The organism is Sporolactobacillus inulinus, from assembly GCF_006539285.1.
GTDB lineage: Bacteria > Bacillota > Bacilli > Bacillales > Sporolactobacillaceae > Sporolactobacillus > Sporolactobacillus inulinus.
This window is the reverse complement of the sequence record NZ_BJMS01000033.1, coordinates 1-15,673: the sequence shown is the minus strand read 5'-3', so window position 1 is coordinate 15,673 and position 15,673 is coordinate 1. Positions and strand designations below refer to the sequence as shown.

Annotated in this window: 13 protein-coding genes; 4 read left to right on the top strand and 9 right to left on the bottom strand. The window is 48.2% G+C overall.

What is annotated here, in order from left to right; genetic code table 11:
* The first annotated feature begins 212 nt into the window (after positions 1-212).
* Entirely contained in the window at positions 213-425 is a 213-nt protein-coding gene (locus SIN01_RS06280) for a hypothetical protein (RefSeq protein WP_010025888.1), read from the top strand.
* 45 nt (positions 426-470) lie between these two features.
* Here the strand turns inward: SIN01_RS06280 and SIN01_RS06275 are convergent, their stop codons facing one another.
* The 3 genes from SIN01_RS06275 to SIN01_RS06265 all read right to left on the bottom strand — a co-directional run bounded on the left by SIN01_RS06275 (position 471) and on the right by SIN01_RS06265 (position 5,187).
* Complete coding sequence (locus SIN01_RS06275; protein WP_010025889.1) at positions 471-1,487, bottom strand: oxidoreductase; 1,017 nt, start codon at positions 1,485-1,487, stop codon at positions 471-473.
* Positions 1,488-1,843: 356 nt separating this feature from the next.
* A complete protein-coding gene (locus tag SIN01_RS06270; protein ID WP_010025890.1) occupies positions 1,844-2,368 on the bottom strand; it encodes a GNAT family N-acetyltransferase in 525 nt (174 codons plus the stop codon).
* A 434-nt stretch (positions 2,369-2,802) separates the two neighbouring features.
* Positions 2,803-5,187, bottom strand: coding sequence for a phosphoketolase family protein (locus SIN01_RS06265; protein WP_047034741.1), 2,385 nt, complete (start codon positions 5,185-5,187; stop codon positions 2,803-2,805).
* Positions 5,188-5,656: 469 nt separating this feature from the next.
* Between SIN01_RS06265 and SIN01_RS06260 the strand changes: the two genes are divergently transcribed.
* The 3 genes from SIN01_RS06260 (at position 5,657) to SIN01_RS06250 (ending at position 8,851) form a co-directional block, all read left to right on the top strand.
* Positions 5,657-6,376 (top strand): LbetaH domain-containing protein, encoded by a 720-nt coding sequence (locus SIN01_RS06260; protein ID WP_010023575.1) that lies wholly within the window; start codon positions 5,657-5,659, stop codon positions 6,374-6,376.
* A 206-nt stretch (positions 6,377-6,582) separates the two neighbouring features.
* Positions 6,583-7,536 carry a peptide-methionine (S)-S-oxide reductase MsrA gene (msrA, locus tag SIN01_RS06255; RefSeq protein WP_010023574.1) on the top strand — a complete coding sequence of 318 codons (954 nt, stop codon included), beginning with the start codon at positions 6,583-6,585 and terminating at the stop codon, positions 7,534-7,536.
* 79 nt (positions 7,537-7,615) lie between these two features.
* Positions 7,616-8,851 (top strand): DUF2075 domain-containing protein, encoded by a 1,236-nt coding sequence (locus SIN01_RS06250; RefSeq protein WP_010023573.1) that lies wholly within the window; start codon positions 7,616-7,618, stop codon positions 8,849-8,851.
* A gap of 37 nt (positions 8,852-8,888) precedes the next feature.
* Here the strand turns inward: SIN01_RS06250 and SIN01_RS06245 are convergent, their stop codons facing one another.
* From SIN01_RS06245 to SIN01_RS06220, 6 genes are read right to left on the bottom strand one after another with little or no spacing between them, the layout of a single operon-like run.
* Positions 8,889-10,997 (bottom strand): helix-turn-helix domain-containing protein, encoded by a 2,109-nt coding sequence (locus SIN01_RS06245; protein WP_010023572.1) that lies wholly within the window; start codon positions 10,995-10,997, stop codon positions 8,889-8,891.
* Positions 10,998-11,001: 4 nt separating this feature from the next.
* Positions 11,002-11,694 (bottom strand): DUF1028 domain-containing protein, encoded by a 693-nt coding sequence (locus SIN01_RS06240; protein ID WP_010023570.1) that lies wholly within the window; start codon positions 11,692-11,694, stop codon positions 11,002-11,004.
* On the bottom strand, positions 11,691-12,677 hold the full coding sequence (locus tag SIN01_RS06235; RefSeq protein ID WP_047034742.1) for an ABC transporter ATP-binding protein: 987 nt from the start codon (positions 12,675-12,677) through the stop codon (positions 11,691-11,693). Before SIN01_RS06235 ends, SIN01_RS06240 begins: the two co-directional genes overlap by 4 nt.
* Positions 12,674-13,660, bottom strand: a complete 987-nt coding sequence (locus SIN01_RS06230) for an ABC transporter ATP-binding protein (protein ID WP_047034743.1) — start codon at positions 13,658-13,660, stop codon at positions 12,674-12,676. The genes SIN01_RS06235 and SIN01_RS06230 overlap by 4 nt, the downstream gene beginning before the upstream one ends.
* Positions 13,661-13,679: 19 nt before the next feature.
* Positions 13,680-14,516 (bottom strand): ABC transporter permease, encoded by an 837-nt coding sequence (locus tag SIN01_RS06225; RefSeq protein WP_010026526.1) that lies wholly within the window; start codon positions 14,514-14,516, stop codon positions 13,680-13,682.
* A gap of 50 nt (positions 14,517-14,566) precedes the next feature.
* Positions 14,567-15,511 (bottom strand): ABC transporter permease, encoded by a 945-nt coding sequence (locus tag SIN01_RS06220; protein ID WP_010026525.1) that lies wholly within the window; start codon positions 15,509-15,511, stop codon positions 14,567-14,569.
* Positions 15,512-15,673: the final 162 nt, after the last annotated feature.

Genomic DNA, 15,673 nt, shown 5'->3' with positions numbered 1-15,673 from the left:
TGTATGATTTTGTGGCGGATGTGTGCCTAACTCAAAGGGTCCGTTTCCCGCCATTGGCAAAAAATAAGTCTTAGGGCGTAGCGAGATCCGGACTTGAGCGCATTACCCTGGGCGGCTTGGTGCACTATAGTAGGATTATAGAGATGCGGCCGGTCAGGGGATGAACGGCCACATGCATCTTAGTCGAACGGGTCATGAAAGGAACGAACATTATGGGACTTATTTTCGGATTGATTGCAGCACTGATTCTCTTTATTATCTTCATTGTAATCGGCGGTGTGCTGATTACTTCGGTAGTATGGATTGTGCTAGCTGTTCTTGCAATTATTTTCATCATCTTCTTTGGTTTTTTGTTCAAGTGGTTGTTAATTCTCTTGCTGATTGTTGGTATTTTCGTCTTGGTGAAACGCATGTTTAACCGCTAAGCAGGGTTGAATAAAAGGGCAGAGCGAAATTCCCGCCCTGCTCTTTTATTCATCAGTGAACTTCGGGTTTATCGTAACGATGGTGCGACCAATCTTATTGCCGTTGAGCAGGGCGGGTAAGGCGTTTGGAAGCTGGCTCAAGGGAATTTCTTTCTGAGCGATTGCTGCCAGCTTTTCCGGCTTATGCAATTCGGCGAGACGCTGCCAAATGTCCTGGCGTTGCTCCATCGGGCAAGAAACAGAGTCGATCCCGAGCAAGCTGACGCCGCGTAGAATAAATGGAAAGACGGTTGCCGGAAGCTCAGATCCTGCTGCGAGTCCGCAGGCGGCGACATAGCCGCCGTAGCGTATCCTGCCGAGTAATGCGGCAAGCGGCTTTCCCCCTACCGAATCAATCGCCGCCGTCCACAGCTGCTTTTGCAATGGCTTTACCGTTCCGTCAAATACCTCTTCGCGAGTGATCATGCTGCGTGCGCCAAGCGTTTTCAAATAGTTTGATGCCTCGGCGCTTTTTCCGGTACTTGCGACAACGGTATAACCGAGATCGGAAAGGAGTGCAACGGCATGGCTACCGACGCCGCCCGACGCACCGGTGACGAGTACCTCTCCCTTATCCGGCGCAATCCCTGCCTGTTCCAGGCGAAAAACAGACAGTGCTGCGGTAAAGCCGGCGGTTCCAATCATCATGGCTTCCTTGAGTGTCAGCGCTGAAGGCAGCGGAACGATCCAATCAGCGGGGATCCGTGCGTATTCACTAAATCCGCCAAAATGGGAAACACCAAGGCCGTAGCCGGTTGCGATGACCGGGTCGCCTTCTTTGAAACGCGGATCCTCTGAGGATACGACAATTCCCGACAGGTCAATACCGGGGACAAAGGGGTAGTCTTTCAAAATATGGCCGTTAGGAATTGCTGCAAGACTGTCTTTATAATTGATCCCTGAGTAGCAAACGCGTAGGAGCACGCCTGCTTCAGGCAGATCGTTTAATGTTAAGGATTCAATCCTGCGTGAAAAACTTTGCTCGATTTTGTTAACCACAAGCGCATGGAAACTTTTATTCAAGCATCTCACCTACTTTTCATTCAGATCACTTAGCGTTCTCATAGATTATAATTAGCGAAAGGATGCCGAAAGCCCTTCAATTTGGCGCAACTTTTTTGAACGCAGCCAGTTATAAGGGTTATTGAGGCTTGCCACGCTTTTTGCAAAGTTCGATACAACCATGGCTGCATTTCTACGATTTGATGAACGTTTGATACGACTTTTCTCTGAACATAAAGTAAAAAAAGGGAAAGCACCGTCGGCTTTCCTTTTTTCATTAGAAATTTATGCGGCACTCACTTAACAGAAAGTTATCAACCTGTGGATAACTTTCTGAATGGTGAATGTGCACTGTGGATAACATGCGCATGCAGTTTTTATCTTCTTGTGAGCATCCGCTGGTAGGCCAGCCGTTTGCCGTTCGGCATATCGAGGTAAACGACCCCGCGATACTCAAAACCGGCTTGCTTGATTACGTGCTGCATGCGCGGGTTTTCCGGATGAGTATCGATGCGCAGATCAGTATAGCCTTTAAGTGCTGCAGCGCTAATCAGGTGATCCATCAGCACTGAAGAAAGGTGACGGCCACGAAAATCGGAGGAAAGTGCGATGCGGTGTATCGACACATACGGAACGCCAGTCTGTACCCAAGCACCTTCTTTGATCGCTTCATAAGCCGGTTCGAGTTCTTCAAAAAGAACACCATAACCGGCAATTTGATCATCGGTGATCAGGACAAAGCCCCTTTTCTGTTCAAGGTCATGATGCAGGACAGTGTCGTCCGGATAGCCGTCCTGCCATTGATCAATGCCGTCTGCTTTAAGCAATTGTTTTGCCTGATCAATGATTTTTTGTATACCGGAAAAGTCATGCGGAGTTGCTTGGCGTAAATAAGCGGTCAAAAGAGGTCCCCCCAATCTATTGATATTGCAGGCTTAAAGGTAACTTGTGATGATGTAAGTAATGATTTCATTATATTATAGAATCCGAGAGTCAAGCAATCACGGTGTGTGCGGCGGCGTTTGGCTGATGAAACGGTGAAAGAGCATGCACTGATTTGAAACATTGGATAAGTCGTTACCATGCATAAATGGCTTTAAATGAATACAATGCAATTTAAATTTCAATCCTTTAGGAGGGGCACGTATGTTATTCGGTGGGCGCTTGAAGCCTATTATCTTGCCCAGGCAGTCGTCAGCTATACTTTGGTGCTGCGACCGGAGCAAATCATTCTCGCCGGGTTGCTATTGGCGAAAAAGCACTTAAAAAATGAGGTTAAAAAAACAAATCCCCCTGACCGGAACGGCAAGGGGGATTTAACGTATTTAACGCAATTTCAGTGCAGCGGTGTCCACTGCCAATTGGAAACTTCCGGGAGATCTTGTCCTTCATCGCGAATGAATCGGTGATGCTTGGCAATCATTCGATCCATTTCTGCGATAAATGCATCGCGTTTTTCTTCATAAGCCGGTTGAATCATGACGGCGGTCTTAGCGAGATGGAACCGGTCGAGATGGTTTAAGACGCGCATGTCAAATGGCGTGGTGATATCGCCGTCTTCACGATAGCCGTGAACCGTTAACTTGTTATTATGACGACCAAAGAACAAGCTTTCGATAAGGTCTTCGTAGCCGTGGAAGGCAAAGAGAATCGGCTTGTCTTTGGTGAAATAATGGTCGAAGGCTTCATCAGAAAGACCGCGTGCACTTTTCTTTGGACTTCTGAGTTTGAGCAGATCAACGACATTGACAAAGCGAATCTTCATTTCCGGAAACGCGTCATGCAAGAGCTGAAGCGCGGCGAGCGACTCAAGCGTGGGTTCGGTTCCGGCGCTGGCAATGACAAGGTCTGGTTCCAAGCCTTGATCGGTACTTGCCCAGTCAATCATTCCAAGTCCATTCGCAACAAGTTCCGAAGCTTCTTCGATTGAAAACCATTGCGGGCGTGGGTGTTTGGACGTAACCACTAGATTGATTTTATTACGGCTTTTGAAAATCTTATTTGCAACGGCAAGCAAGGTATTGGCATCCGCCGGAAGATATTCACGGATAAACGCAGGTTTCTTCTCAGCGAGATGCGTCAGCATACCGGGATCTTGATGCGTATAGCCGTTATGATCCTGCTGGAAAACGGTCGATGATGCAATCACGTTTAAAGAAGGATAGGAACTTCTCCATGTGAGTTCACTTGCTTTGCGTAGCCATTTGAAATGCTGTGTCAGCATCGAGTCAACGATTCTGAGAAACGCTTCATAGCTGGCAAAAAATCCGTGTCTGCCGGTTAATGTATAGCCTTCAAGCCATCCCTCTGCCTGATGCTCGGAAAGCTGTGCATCGAGGACGCGGCCGGCGGGTGCGACGAATTCATCACGCGGTTCGTCGACCTCGCCGAGCCATTGCCGGCTTGTGGCTTCAAAAACCGCGCCCAAGCGGTTTGATGCCGTTTCATCCGGACCAAAAATACGGAAATTTGTTGGATTCAGCTTAATCAAATCGCGGGCGTATTCGCCAAAGATGATCATGTCTTGTGCCAGCTGTCTGCCACGTACTTTCGTGTCTGTCGCATAGCTGCGATAGTCAGGTAAACGCAGTTCGCGCGGATCTACGCCGCCGTTTGTGATTGGATTCACGGCCATTCTTTTGGTGCCCTTAGGAATGACTTGAGCGATCTCGGATTGTAATGATCCGTCCGCATTGAACAGTTCTTCCGGCTTATAGGACTTGAGCCAGCGAACCAATTCATCGCTATGCTCCAGATGGTTTTGATCGACCGGAATTGGAATCTGATGCGACCGGAACGAGTCTTCAACTGGTTTCCCTTCCCATGTTTTTGGTCCGGTCCATCCTTTGGGGCTGCGGAAAATAACGACCGGCCAATGCGGCATGGTTGGATCATCGTTTTCACGTGCTTGCTTTTGAATCGCTTGAATTTTTTCAATCGCTTGATCGAGCGCGCTTGCCATTTTCGGATGAACCTCTTGCGGATCATTTCCGGAAACAAACAGCGGATTCCAGCCGAGTCCTTCAAAATAGTGCTGCAAATCTTGATCGGACGTACGCGAGAACAAGGTTGGGTTGCTCAATTTATAACCGTTAATGTAAACGATCGGCAGAACGGCACCGTCATGAATCGGATTGATAAAATGGTTGGACTGCCAGGAAGCGGCAAGCGGTCCGGTTTCAGCCTCTCCATCGCCGACAACAACTGCGGCAATTTGATCCGGATTATCGAGAATGGCCCCGACACCATGGGAAATCGAATAGCCCAGTTCGCCGCCTTCGTGAAGCGATCCGGGCGTAATCGGGGCTGCGTGTGAGGCCACGCCGCCAGGCCAGGAGAACTGTTTGAACAACTTTTGCATGCCTGCTTTATCCTGCGTGATGTCCGGGTAAATTTCGGTGTAGCTTCCATCGAGATAACTATTCGATACCATCACTTGGCCACCATGTCCCGGTCCTTCGATATAGAACATGGTGACGTCATATTTGTTAATAATACGGTTCAAATGAGCATAGATAAAATTTTGTCCGGAAATCGTTCCCCAATGACCGATCGGATGCACTTTGACATCGCTCGCTTTAAGCGGACGATCCAGCAATGGGTTGTCTTTCAAATAGATTTGACCCACAGACAGGTAATTGGCCGCTCGCCAGTATTTATCCAATAAATCGAAGTATGCTTTTGAAGAATAGTCGCTTGCTTTTTCAGTTGATTGATTCATGCTGCAACGTTCCTTTCTCTTGCAAGATGCAATGCTGCTGATGCGCCACCCTTAATTATTTAGAGTGTTTGTTAAATGGACGAAAAAAATGAGTCGGCATTGATGAAAAGCAGAACGACGCGTTCAAGTAGGAGAAAAACGATTTCAAAAATGTTTGCCGTTCGTTTCAACAAGCGCTCTCTATTTCTTTTTCCCCAACACTCTTGATAATTCCTTTATTTTCTAAAAAAATTTTTCACAATGAAGCGGAAAGAACGGAACTTTTCTACTCGTGGTTGATTTGATTTTTGACTGGAACATCAAATCAAAGACAAATATAATAGGAAGAAGTAAACGATTCATTTGCCGCTTCTCTTAATGAGATTTATGGAAACAAACGGTGTGAATGGGACGAATGATTGTTTGGTGAACGTATCGTTTGATCGTACACTGTTACATTAACGATGAATGCGTATTGGAGGTTATTTCAGTGAGTGTTGAAGAACTGAAACTAAGCTATTTCTTTGAGAATACGGAAAGCTTTGCTGTTCCTGAAGTTTTTGAAGGGGTTGAGTACCCTTGGGAAGCTTTGCAAAAAGCAACACAGATTGTTGACGAACGGGTTGAAGAAAAGAAGCTGCAAGTCAATGAAGGCACTTTAGCCGAGGGCAGTTATCTGCACGGCAACTATTTGATCGGAAAGGGCACGCAGATTCATTCGCAAGTGACGATTGAGGGCCCGGTGATCATTGGTGAAAACGTGACGATTCAGTCCGGCGCGTTGATTCGTCCCTACACGGTTATCGGCAATAACTGCGTGATCGGTCACGGCTGCGAAGTGAAACATGCGATTGTCGGAAACGGCGCGAAGGTGCAGAGCTTCACGTTTGCAGGCGATTCGGTGCTTGGTCAAGGTGCACGTGTCGGTTCCGGTACGATTATTGCTAATCGCCGCTTCGATCAAGGCATCATCGGCGTCAAAGTCGGCGACACCTATACCAAATTTGACACTGATTTCTTCGGTTGCGTGCTCGGCGACTTCAGTCGAATTGGCGCCAACTCGGCGACACTTCCGGGAACATGCATCGGACCATATACGTGGGTATTCCCGCTGACCCGTGTTCATGGCTTTGTGCCAAAGGAAACGCGCGTATCAACAAGCAAAGCACTGAACTTTACCCCGAACAAGAAAATGAAACTGAAGCCGTAAAAGTAAATGAAAAGCATGTGATTTTGCCCTGCGTCAAAAAATGGATGAGACCGGTATTTGCTAGCGAGATTGGAATATCGCGATAAGGCCGCAATCGAGCAGCAGCGAAACTTTGAATCACGGGACCTTCTTTAGGTCATGCTATAATGAACTTAAAAGTAACCGATTTCACCCATTATAGTGATGGGGCAGGGGGGATAGATGTGATGCGAACGCAAAAGGCAACATTTGCCGGTGGTTGTTTTTGGTGCATGGTTCAGCCCTTTGATCAAGAACCGGGCATTATCAAGGTGCGCTCGGGCTACACCGGCGGCCATACGGAAAATCCAAGCTATCGTGAGGTCTGCTCCGGAAAAACGGGACATGCAGAGGCGGTGCAAATTACGTTTGATCCTGATGTTTATCCGTATCGCAAGTTATTGGAACAGTACTGGCAGCAGATTGACCCGACCGATCGTCAGGGTCAGTTCCATGATCGCGGCGACCAGTACCGAACGGCCATCTTTTATCATAATGCTGAGCAGAAACATCTTGCAGAAGCGTCAAAAAAAGAACTGGAGCAAAGTGGACGTTTTCGTGAGCCGATTGTGACGGAGATTGTCGCGGCAGGTCCATTCTATCCGGCAGAGGAGTCGCACCAAAACTATTATCGAAAAGATCCGGGCAGCTATCGGCGCTATCGCCGGGGCTCCGGTCGGGATGATTTTATCGCGAAACATTGGGGTACAAAGAAAAACCACAAGCAGTTAAAAGAGCAGCTGACACCGATCCAGTATGAGGTGACGCAGAAAAGCGGTACGGAGCCGCCGTTTCAAAACGCCTATTGGGACAACAAAAAGCCCGGTATTTATGTCGATCTTGTCTCCGGTGAACCGTTGTTTTCGACTACCGATCAATACGATGCAGGCTGCGGCTGGCCAAGTTTCACGCGGCCAATCAGCACCCATCGACTTGTGACACACCCAGACAATACATTGGGTATGTTTCGCACCGAAGTACGCAGCAAGCTGGGCGATGCGCATCTCGGCCATGTTTTCACTGAACCGACCGGAACACGGTTCTGCATCAATTCAGCAGCACTGCGTTTCATTCCAAAAGAAGATTTGGAAAAGGAAGGCTACGGGGAGTATTTGGCGCTTTTTCAACAAGATGCACAATGAGCGGGTTTTTAACCGCTCTTTTTTTCTGCGATTGAATCCGCTACACTGAAAGATAACGGGAAAAAGGGAGTGCACAAAAATGCAGCAAGCGAGTCACGTTCAACATGACCATAATCAGGCAGTATTCAAGCTCTCGCCATTCAAAAAGTTATCGGAGCAGCAGAAAAAGCTGAAGCAAAGCATTGAAGCTTTTTGCCGGGTTAACGTGCAAATTCCCGGTCCGGCGCTGTTCGTCATTCAGGGTGATGCGGGCACAGGAAAGAGTGTGGTGCTCAGTTCCGTCTTCAATTCGATTCAAAGCGCATCACGCAGCGGCGCGGCAGACGATCCGCTGGCGCAAACGGAGAATTACCTGATTGTCAATCACGCGGAAATGATTAAACTGTACAAAGAGATTGCCGAGGAACTGCCGTATGTGCGCAAAAAGGACTTTATTCGTCCCACCTCGTTTATTAACCAAATGCACAAACGCGGGGAACGTGCGGACATTGTCTTTGTCGATGAGGCGCATCTGCTGCTCAGCAAAAGTGACCGCTACAATCGCTTTAATCAGGACAACCAGCTTGAGGAGATTTTGAAATGCAGCCGAGTGGTTGTGATCGTCTTTGATGAAAAACAGGTACTGAAACTCAAAAGCTATTGGAATCACGTGGCCGTCAAACGGTTTATGGACGGCATCCCAAGCGAAATCTTTCATTTAACCGATCAGTTTCGGGTGCGTGCTGCTGCGGATGTCTCGGAATGGATCAATGCCTTCGTCCATAAGCATGTGCTGCCGCTGCCGCACAAGCAGACCTTTGATTTTCGCATCTTCGATGATGCAGGAGAACTTTTCCAAGTGATCAAAGCGCGCAACAGTCACGATCATTTGTCTCGTCTGCTTGCGACTTATGATTATCCGTATGCGCTCGACGGCAAGGACTATTTTATCGATGAGCCGAATTTCCATGTGCGCTGGGACCGCTCGAAACCGACCGACAAGCAGGCGTGGGCCGAGCGTGCCGATACGATTGATGAAGTTGGATCGGTGTATACGATTCAAGGCTTTGACTTGAATTATGCGGGCGTCATTCTCGGTCCGACCGTTACCTATGACGAGCAGAACGACCAGCTTGTGATTCGTCCAGAAAACTACCAGGATGGTGCGGCATTCGTCAAACGCGATGATCTAGATCATGTCGATACAATTAAAGAGCAGATCATCCTGAACTCGATTAATGTATTGATGACGCGCGGCGTTTATGGGCTGTATCTGTACGCTAGCGATCCGAAGCTGCGGCGCAGGCTGATGGCGCTTCAGGAAAAAAGGCGTTGAAAAAAGCACGCGGCTACTTGCGAAAGAAGCTGCGTGCTCAACCTTGTAAAAACTGATAGATGCGACAGGCCATGGCGAGGTTCATCCAGTCTTCGCTATGAGAAAGCTTAACCGATAAAATGGATTCAATCTGGTTGATTCGGTAATAGAGCGTATTGTGATGGATCGTCAATGCCTCGGTTGTTTCCTGGAGATTACGATTATGCTCCAAATAGACGAGGAGTGTTTTTAAGAGTTCTTTATGCTTGCGTGCATCATACTCCAGCAGCAGGCCCAGATGATCCTCAACAAAAAGCTTCAGCTCATCCGGGTCATGATTCATGAGCAAATGATCAATCCCGCCGCTGGAAAAACGGTACACTTTGCCACTTTTTTTCTTTTTAAGCAAGCGGATGCATTGCCGGGCGTCGTTGTAGGATTGATTAATTCGAATAAATCCCTCCTCCAAACGGCCGATGCCTACTTTGATCGCCCCCGGAAATTGATTAATGCGGGTGCTGAAGCGCGTCAGTTTCGAATCAATGGTTCGTTTCTCAGCATCAGATGGGAAGGATAAAAAGGCGACAATGGCTCCTCTTCTGTGGGCAACCAAGCCTTTAATCGTCACTTCCTTGAGTGCTTGTTCCAGCCACTTCATGCAGGCTTCACTGGCAAATTGCTCCTGAATTCCCGGAGTTGCTGTTTGAGTGTACTCGCAGATGAGCACGGTGTAGAGGTCCTTCTCATTCAGATCTAGATTTTTTGCCTGCTGAAGCATATTCTCGTTAAAGGTATTACTCAGCACCTGATCAAAGATATCGCCGAACAGCTGCCGCTTTGTCTGCTCAACTGCCTGCCGTTTCATGGACTCAAGTCCAAGAAATGAGGCACTGTACTCAAGCAAGGTCCGGTCACTGTCGTTGAACGTATTTTTATTGATCCAGGCGCAGAGAAATCCGATCACGCGTTCAGCACCGACTACGGGGATGATTAACAAAAGTTCATCCTCTGTCAGTTTGAGCAGCTGCCATTTTTTCACGCGTACGGAGTAGCGGGCTTCCCGTGTTTTTAAAAAATGGTCCGGCAGTACGTGCTGCGCGCTGGTTCCGCACGAGGCAATAGGAAAGAGCAGTTCATCATAATAGACAATCGGCGTATGTGCGGTGCTGTACATCGCGCTCATGATTTCATTGATGCCTTTGTTATTGCGACTCAATGCAGTCAGAATGTTATATAAGTCGAGCGTTTTTCGCAGCTGCGAGTGCTCGGTGCGAAGCGCGCGATAGGTGATATCCAGTTCACGCTTCGTCTTTTTCGCTTCGCGCTGGTTCTTATAACGACCGTATAATAATGAAATATAGTTTAGAACGTTCTGCAGTGTATCAACGATTTCCGGTGAAAAACAGGAGCCGTCGCTGAAACCAAACAGAACAACGGCACCAAAGGATTGCTGGTTGTTGATAATTGGAAAAGCAAGCGCCGTGCTGGGCATCCGCTTCCACTGTGCTGCCTGAATCAGATAGTCCCGGTTTTTCGGCGACAGGGATGCCATGGCTTGTTGAAGAGCTGTTTTCGTGTTATAAACCAGCAGTTCTTGTTTAGAAAAGGCGGTGCCGGCGAGCGACTCATCGGATGAGAGCTGAATGCGTTGATAATATTCATGATCGAATCCGCTGCCGGACTCAATGACCAGTTTGCTTGTCCGCTCGTTATTCAGTAGCAATAAGCCGGCCTCGGCACCAGGGAGACCTGTAATCAGCGTGTCCAGCAATTTTGTGTAAAAGGAGTCGTCAACGTCATTCAATACCTCCCCGCTCAGACCGAGCCAAAGCTTTTCTTCAACGCTGCGCTTCTCTAAGGCTAATGCCGCTTCAAAGCATACAGGCAGAAATGTACGGCACTGCTGCAAATAGTCACGAAAAACGGCCGTTTTTTCCGTATCGAAGACAAGCAAAAAATGATCCGCTACAGAAACGCAGTCCGCTTTCTTTGGCAACGCGGCGATATTATCCTGCTGAGGAAAGGCCCAGATGCAGTGCTTTCTGTCTCCGACCTGTTCCCATAATGAGAGATGGGTCAGCGCAAAACGACTGCACCAATTGTGAAGCGTTGCTGTGACAAAATGACGGTTATCCTGTTGTTTCTGGTTGCGGGTTCTGATCGTCAAAGGATTATCCTCTTTCTTTTTTCATCGCTGCTTGGCGATCCTGAAGTTTTACGCCTGCCCGGACTGCATCGATCCATTCATAGTATTCATCGATGAGCACATGCTTATTATTCTTGTAAATGGCGTTCAATTCCTGAATGGGCTCAGCTGAATCATCAACACGAAAGTCGACATAAGGAAACCCCTCCTCAGCCACTACTTTGATCGCAGCCGCTTGTTTTCCACGCGCGTCTCCGCCGATCTTGTCTCCGGCAAGCATCGCAGCAAGCAGCCGTTCCTGTAGTGGTCCGTTGGTTCGTTCAAAGGTTTCCGCTACGGCGTAGAGTACATCCAGACTGGTCAGAATATTGCCTTGAACGGCAAATTGATCGCCGATAATATGCCCTTTGGCATCATCATTTTCAACACCGGTATAAACCGCGCTGTTTCCAAAATGATCCATGACGATTAATTGACGCAATTCTCGGCCCGGATCTTTCATGAGCAGCGTATTTAACGTTTCATTGGCTGTTTTGCCCGCTTCCAGGTATTTGATTCCAATTGGCCCCAAAGTGGGGTTGACCCATCCCTGGGAAGCGATAATTCCGATATTGGCTTTAATGGTCGGTGAATAGGCGCCGATACCTGGAAAGCATGAGGTTACCGCTGCACCGAAATACCCGGTTTCTTTACATTTGGCGACAATCGAATAAGTCATTGGTGCGCCTCCTGAACAACATGACATGCGACATAGTGACCTTTTTTCATTTCAACCCACTCCGGTTCTTTTTCTGCACAAATCGCTTTGGCGAACGGGCATCGCGTTCGGAAATGGCATCCGGACGGAGGATGGACAGGACTTGGAATTTCGCCCTTGAGCATGATTTTGTTCTTAGATCGTTGTGGTTCTGCAATCGGGATTGCCGAGAGCAGAGCCTGGGTATAAGGGTGCAGGGGTTCTTGATACAACGCATCCCGATCTGTTAATTCTACCATTTTTCCAAGATACATGACGCCGATGCGGTCACTCATATAATCGATCACACTCAAATCATGAGAGATGAAGAGATACGTATAATTGAAAGCGTGCTGAAGTTCCTTCATTAGATTGAGAATCTGCGCCTGAATACTCATATCAAGTGCAGCCACGGGCTCGTCGGCGACCACAAATTTAGGTTTCAATGCGAGTGAACGGGCAATGCCGATCCGCTGTAACTGCCCTCCGGAGAATTCATGCGGATAGCGATTCAAGTACTGGGACGGGATCCCAACCGCATCGATAAGCGTTTTGATTGTTTCGCTGCGCGTCCGCTTATCTTCGCCGTAAGCTTTTAGCGGCTCATGAAGACTGTCTTGAATGGTCATTCTCGGATTAAGCGCGGCGTACGGGTCTTGGAAGATGAATTGCATCTCCCGGCGTTTTTGCCACAGCGCCTGCTTCGACAGCTGCGTTAAGTCCTGACCGTCGAAAAAGAGTGATCCGGATGTCGGCGTCAGCAAGTGCAGCAGCAGTCGGCCGGTTGTTGATTTTCCACATCCGGATTCGCCAACAAGGCCAAGTGTTTCACCTTTATCGATTGAAAAAGAGACATCATCGACGGCTTTTACGTATTGGCTGTTTTTTCCACGCCAGTTTTTAGCAACTGGAAAATATTTTTTTAGATGATCGACACGAATGAATGGTTTATAGTCACGGTTCAAAAGGAATTCATCCTCTCACTTGATAAATGACAAGCAGACTGATGATTTTCTGCGATTTTATGCAGCGGCGGTTCGACATTTTTGCAGCGGTCAAAAGCGAAGGGGCATCGCTCTTGAAACAGGCAGCCGCCCTGCATTTCATAGAGATTTGGCGGATGGCCGCTGATCGGTATCAGTTTTTTTCTTGAGCCGATTTTCGGCATCGATGCCAGCAATCCTTTCGTGTAGGGATGCTGGGGATGATGAAACAGTTCGTCAACAGGTGCCTGCTCAACGATTTTCCCGGCGTACATGACGGCGACGCGGTCGCATACTTCTGCGACAACGCCTAAATCATGGGTGATGAGCAAAACCCCTGCTTGCGTCTCGTCTCTGAGCTTAACCATCAGGTCAAGAATTTGTGCTTGTATCGTGACATCAAGCGCAGTTGTCGGTTCATCGGCAATAAGCAATGATGGATTTCCAGCAAGTGCCATGGCGATAACTGCGCGCTGCTTCATACCTCCGCTGAATTGATGTGCATATTGTTTGGCACGGGTTTCGTGATCGGAAATCCCTACTTTTTGCAGCATCTTTAAGGCGATCGACCAGGCTTTATTTTTTGCTGCGCGCTGATGCATCTGCGGGACTTCCGCGATCTGATTGCCAATGGTAAAGACAGGATTGAGCGAAGACATTGGATTCTGTGCAATAAAGCCAATTTTGTTGCCACGGATCTTCTGCATTTGTTTGTCGCTTTTTTTGATCAGATCCTCGCCCTCGAAGAAAGCTTCTCCTTCAAGGTACTCCTTTCTTTGATTACCGATTAAGCGGAGCAGTGCCTTTGTCGTTGTGCTTTTTCCGCATCCGGATTCACCAACAAGGCCGAGAATTTCGCCTTTTTTTAAAGTGAAGGACAGATCATCGACCGCCTTCACGGTACGTTGTTTTGATCTAAAATATGCTTTGAGATGCCGAACATCAAGAAGCAGGTCGTCATTCATCGTGTTCTCCTCCCATCGATTAGTTGCCTGTGCCGGTTCTTGGATCAAGTACATCGCGCAAACCGTCTCCGACGCTATTGAAGCTGAACACCGCAAGCGTGATTGCGATCCCCGGGAATACAGCCGTCCACCACGAAAGTTCCATCCAATCTTTTGCGCTGCTGAGCATGATGCCCCAGGAAGGGGTGTCCGGCGAGACGCCAAGTCCTAAGAAGCTTAGCGCAGCTTCCGATAGGATGGCGAAGGCAAAGGAAAGGGTGACTTGAACGATCAGCGGCGAGAGGATGTTTGGCAGAATATGATGCCATAAGATCTTAATCTTCTTAACGCCCATTGAATAGGCGGCTTCAATATATAAGGAATCTCTGATATTTAATACGGCCCCGCGTGCGATGCGCGAGAAAATCGGTGTATAGACAATGCCGATTGCCAGCATCAAATTGTTTAGACTCGGACCGAGAATCGCCATGATCACGAGCGCCAGAAGAATATCCGGAAGCGCAAACAGAACGTCTGTAATTCTTGAAATCAGTGAATCGACCCAACCGCCACTGTATCCGGCGATTACCCCCATAACCGTGCCGACAATGAAGGAAAACCCAACGGCAATGATTCCGACTTGAAGAGAAATGCGCGAACCATAAATGATTCTGCTAAGAATATCTCTGCCGAATTGATCGGTGCCGAACCAATGCGAGCTGCTTGGACCTGTAAGCCGAGCCGCTGTGCTCATTGTATATGGATTATGCGGTGCGATTTGTCTTGCAAAGATGGCGATGACGATCAGCAGAAGAATAAATGCGAGGCCGCTGACTGCCAAAAGGTTGTGCCGATAACGATTCCAGACTTTTAACATGCGTGAATCACCTCATTTTACTTACTAAGTGCGCACTAGCTCATCGACATTTATTTATATCGAATTCTTGGATTAATCCATCCGTAAATCACATCAATCAACAGATTAATCATAATGAAGGTTACGGCAACAAACAAAATGGTTCCTTGAAGCAGGCTGTAGTCGCGGTTGGATATGGCCTGCAGGGCAAGCCGGCCCATACCGGGCAGCGCAAACACCTGTTCAATGATTACTGATCCGCCAAGCAGATAGCCGATCTGGATGCCGACGACAGTCATAACCGGTACCAAGGCATTACGAAGCCCGTGTTTCCATATAATCCTTGCGGTGCTGGCACCTTTCGCTTTTGCCATTTTGATGTAGTCCTCATTAAGTACATCAAGCATTGCTGAACGTGTGGAACGCATGGTTACGGCGGCAACCGCTGTGCCTAGAGCGATAACCGGCATCAGCAATGATCTTAGATTTTCACCGATACCTGCGCTCAGCGGCTGGTATCCGCCGGAAGGAAGCAGATGCAAGTGCAGTGAAAAGATGAGAATGAGCAAAGTGCCCAGCCAAAAGTTTGGAACGGAGATCCCGAACATGCCGAATGTTCCCGAAGCATAATCGGCTCTGGTGCCGTGTTTGCACGCGGCGAGCACACCTAGCGGGATCGCGATGATCAGGGCAACAACCAAGCTGAGCAGTGCCAGCTCCAGCGTGATCGGAAGCCGTTCCATAAGGGCTGAAAGCACCGGCTGTCCCGTAAATGAAGATGTACCGAAGTCGCCTATAAAGACGTGTCCGATCCAAATTAAATATTGAAGGATCACCGGTTGATCCAGTCCCATTTCGCTGCGCAGTTTATGCGCAAGTTTCGGGTCGTAATTGGTTCCGAGAATGGCTGTTACCGTGTCTCCCGGAACAAGCCGGATCAAGAAGAACGTTAAGATCGATATGCCAATAAGTATAGGTACAGCGATTATTAATCGGTGAAGAATGTATTTACCCATAAGCTCGCCCCTACAAAATTAGTATGTAATGAAAAAGACAAGGGCTGTCTTGTCTTTTTCGCAAGAAAAAAAGTATATCATTCGTCATAACCTAGTGTCGTGGCTAGGAATCAAAAACGCAGGTCTATTAGCAGGGCCAAGGAGGCTCGCGGTGCGCCCGCG

What these genes read in the sequence shown, in the direction of transcription:
- SIN01_RS06220 (WP_010026525.1), bottom strand. Translation starts at nt 15,511, where the DNA reads ATGGGTAAATACATTCTTCACCGATTAATAATCGCTGTACCTATACTT.
- SIN01_RS06280 (WP_010025888.1), top strand. Translation starts at nt 213, where the DNA reads ATGGGACTTATTTTCGGATTGATTGCAGCACTGATTCTCTTTATTATC.
- SIN01_RS06240 (WP_010023570.1), bottom strand. Translation starts at nt 11,694, where the DNA reads ATGACTTATTCGATTGTCGCCAAATGTAAAGAAACCGGGTATTTCGGT.
- msrA (WP_010023574.1), top strand. Translation starts at nt 6,583, where the DNA reads ATGCGAACGCAAAAGGCAACATTTGCCGGTGGTTGTTTTTGGTGCATG.
- SIN01_RS06230 (WP_047034743.1), bottom strand. Translation starts at nt 13,660, where the DNA reads ATGAATGACGACCTGCTTCTTGATGTTCGGCATCTCAAAGCATATTTT.
- SIN01_RS06225 (WP_010026526.1), bottom strand. Translation starts at nt 14,516, where the DNA reads ATGTTAAAAGTCTGGAATCGTTATCGGCACAACCTTTTGGCAGTCAGC.
- SIN01_RS06265 (WP_047034741.1), bottom strand. Translation starts at nt 5,187, where the DNA reads ATGAATCAATCAACTGAAAAAGCAAGCGACTATTCTTCAAAAGCATAC.
- SIN01_RS06250 (WP_010023573.1), top strand. Translation starts at nt 7,616, where the DNA reads ATGCAGCAAGCGAGTCACGTTCAACATGACCATAATCAGGCAGTATTC.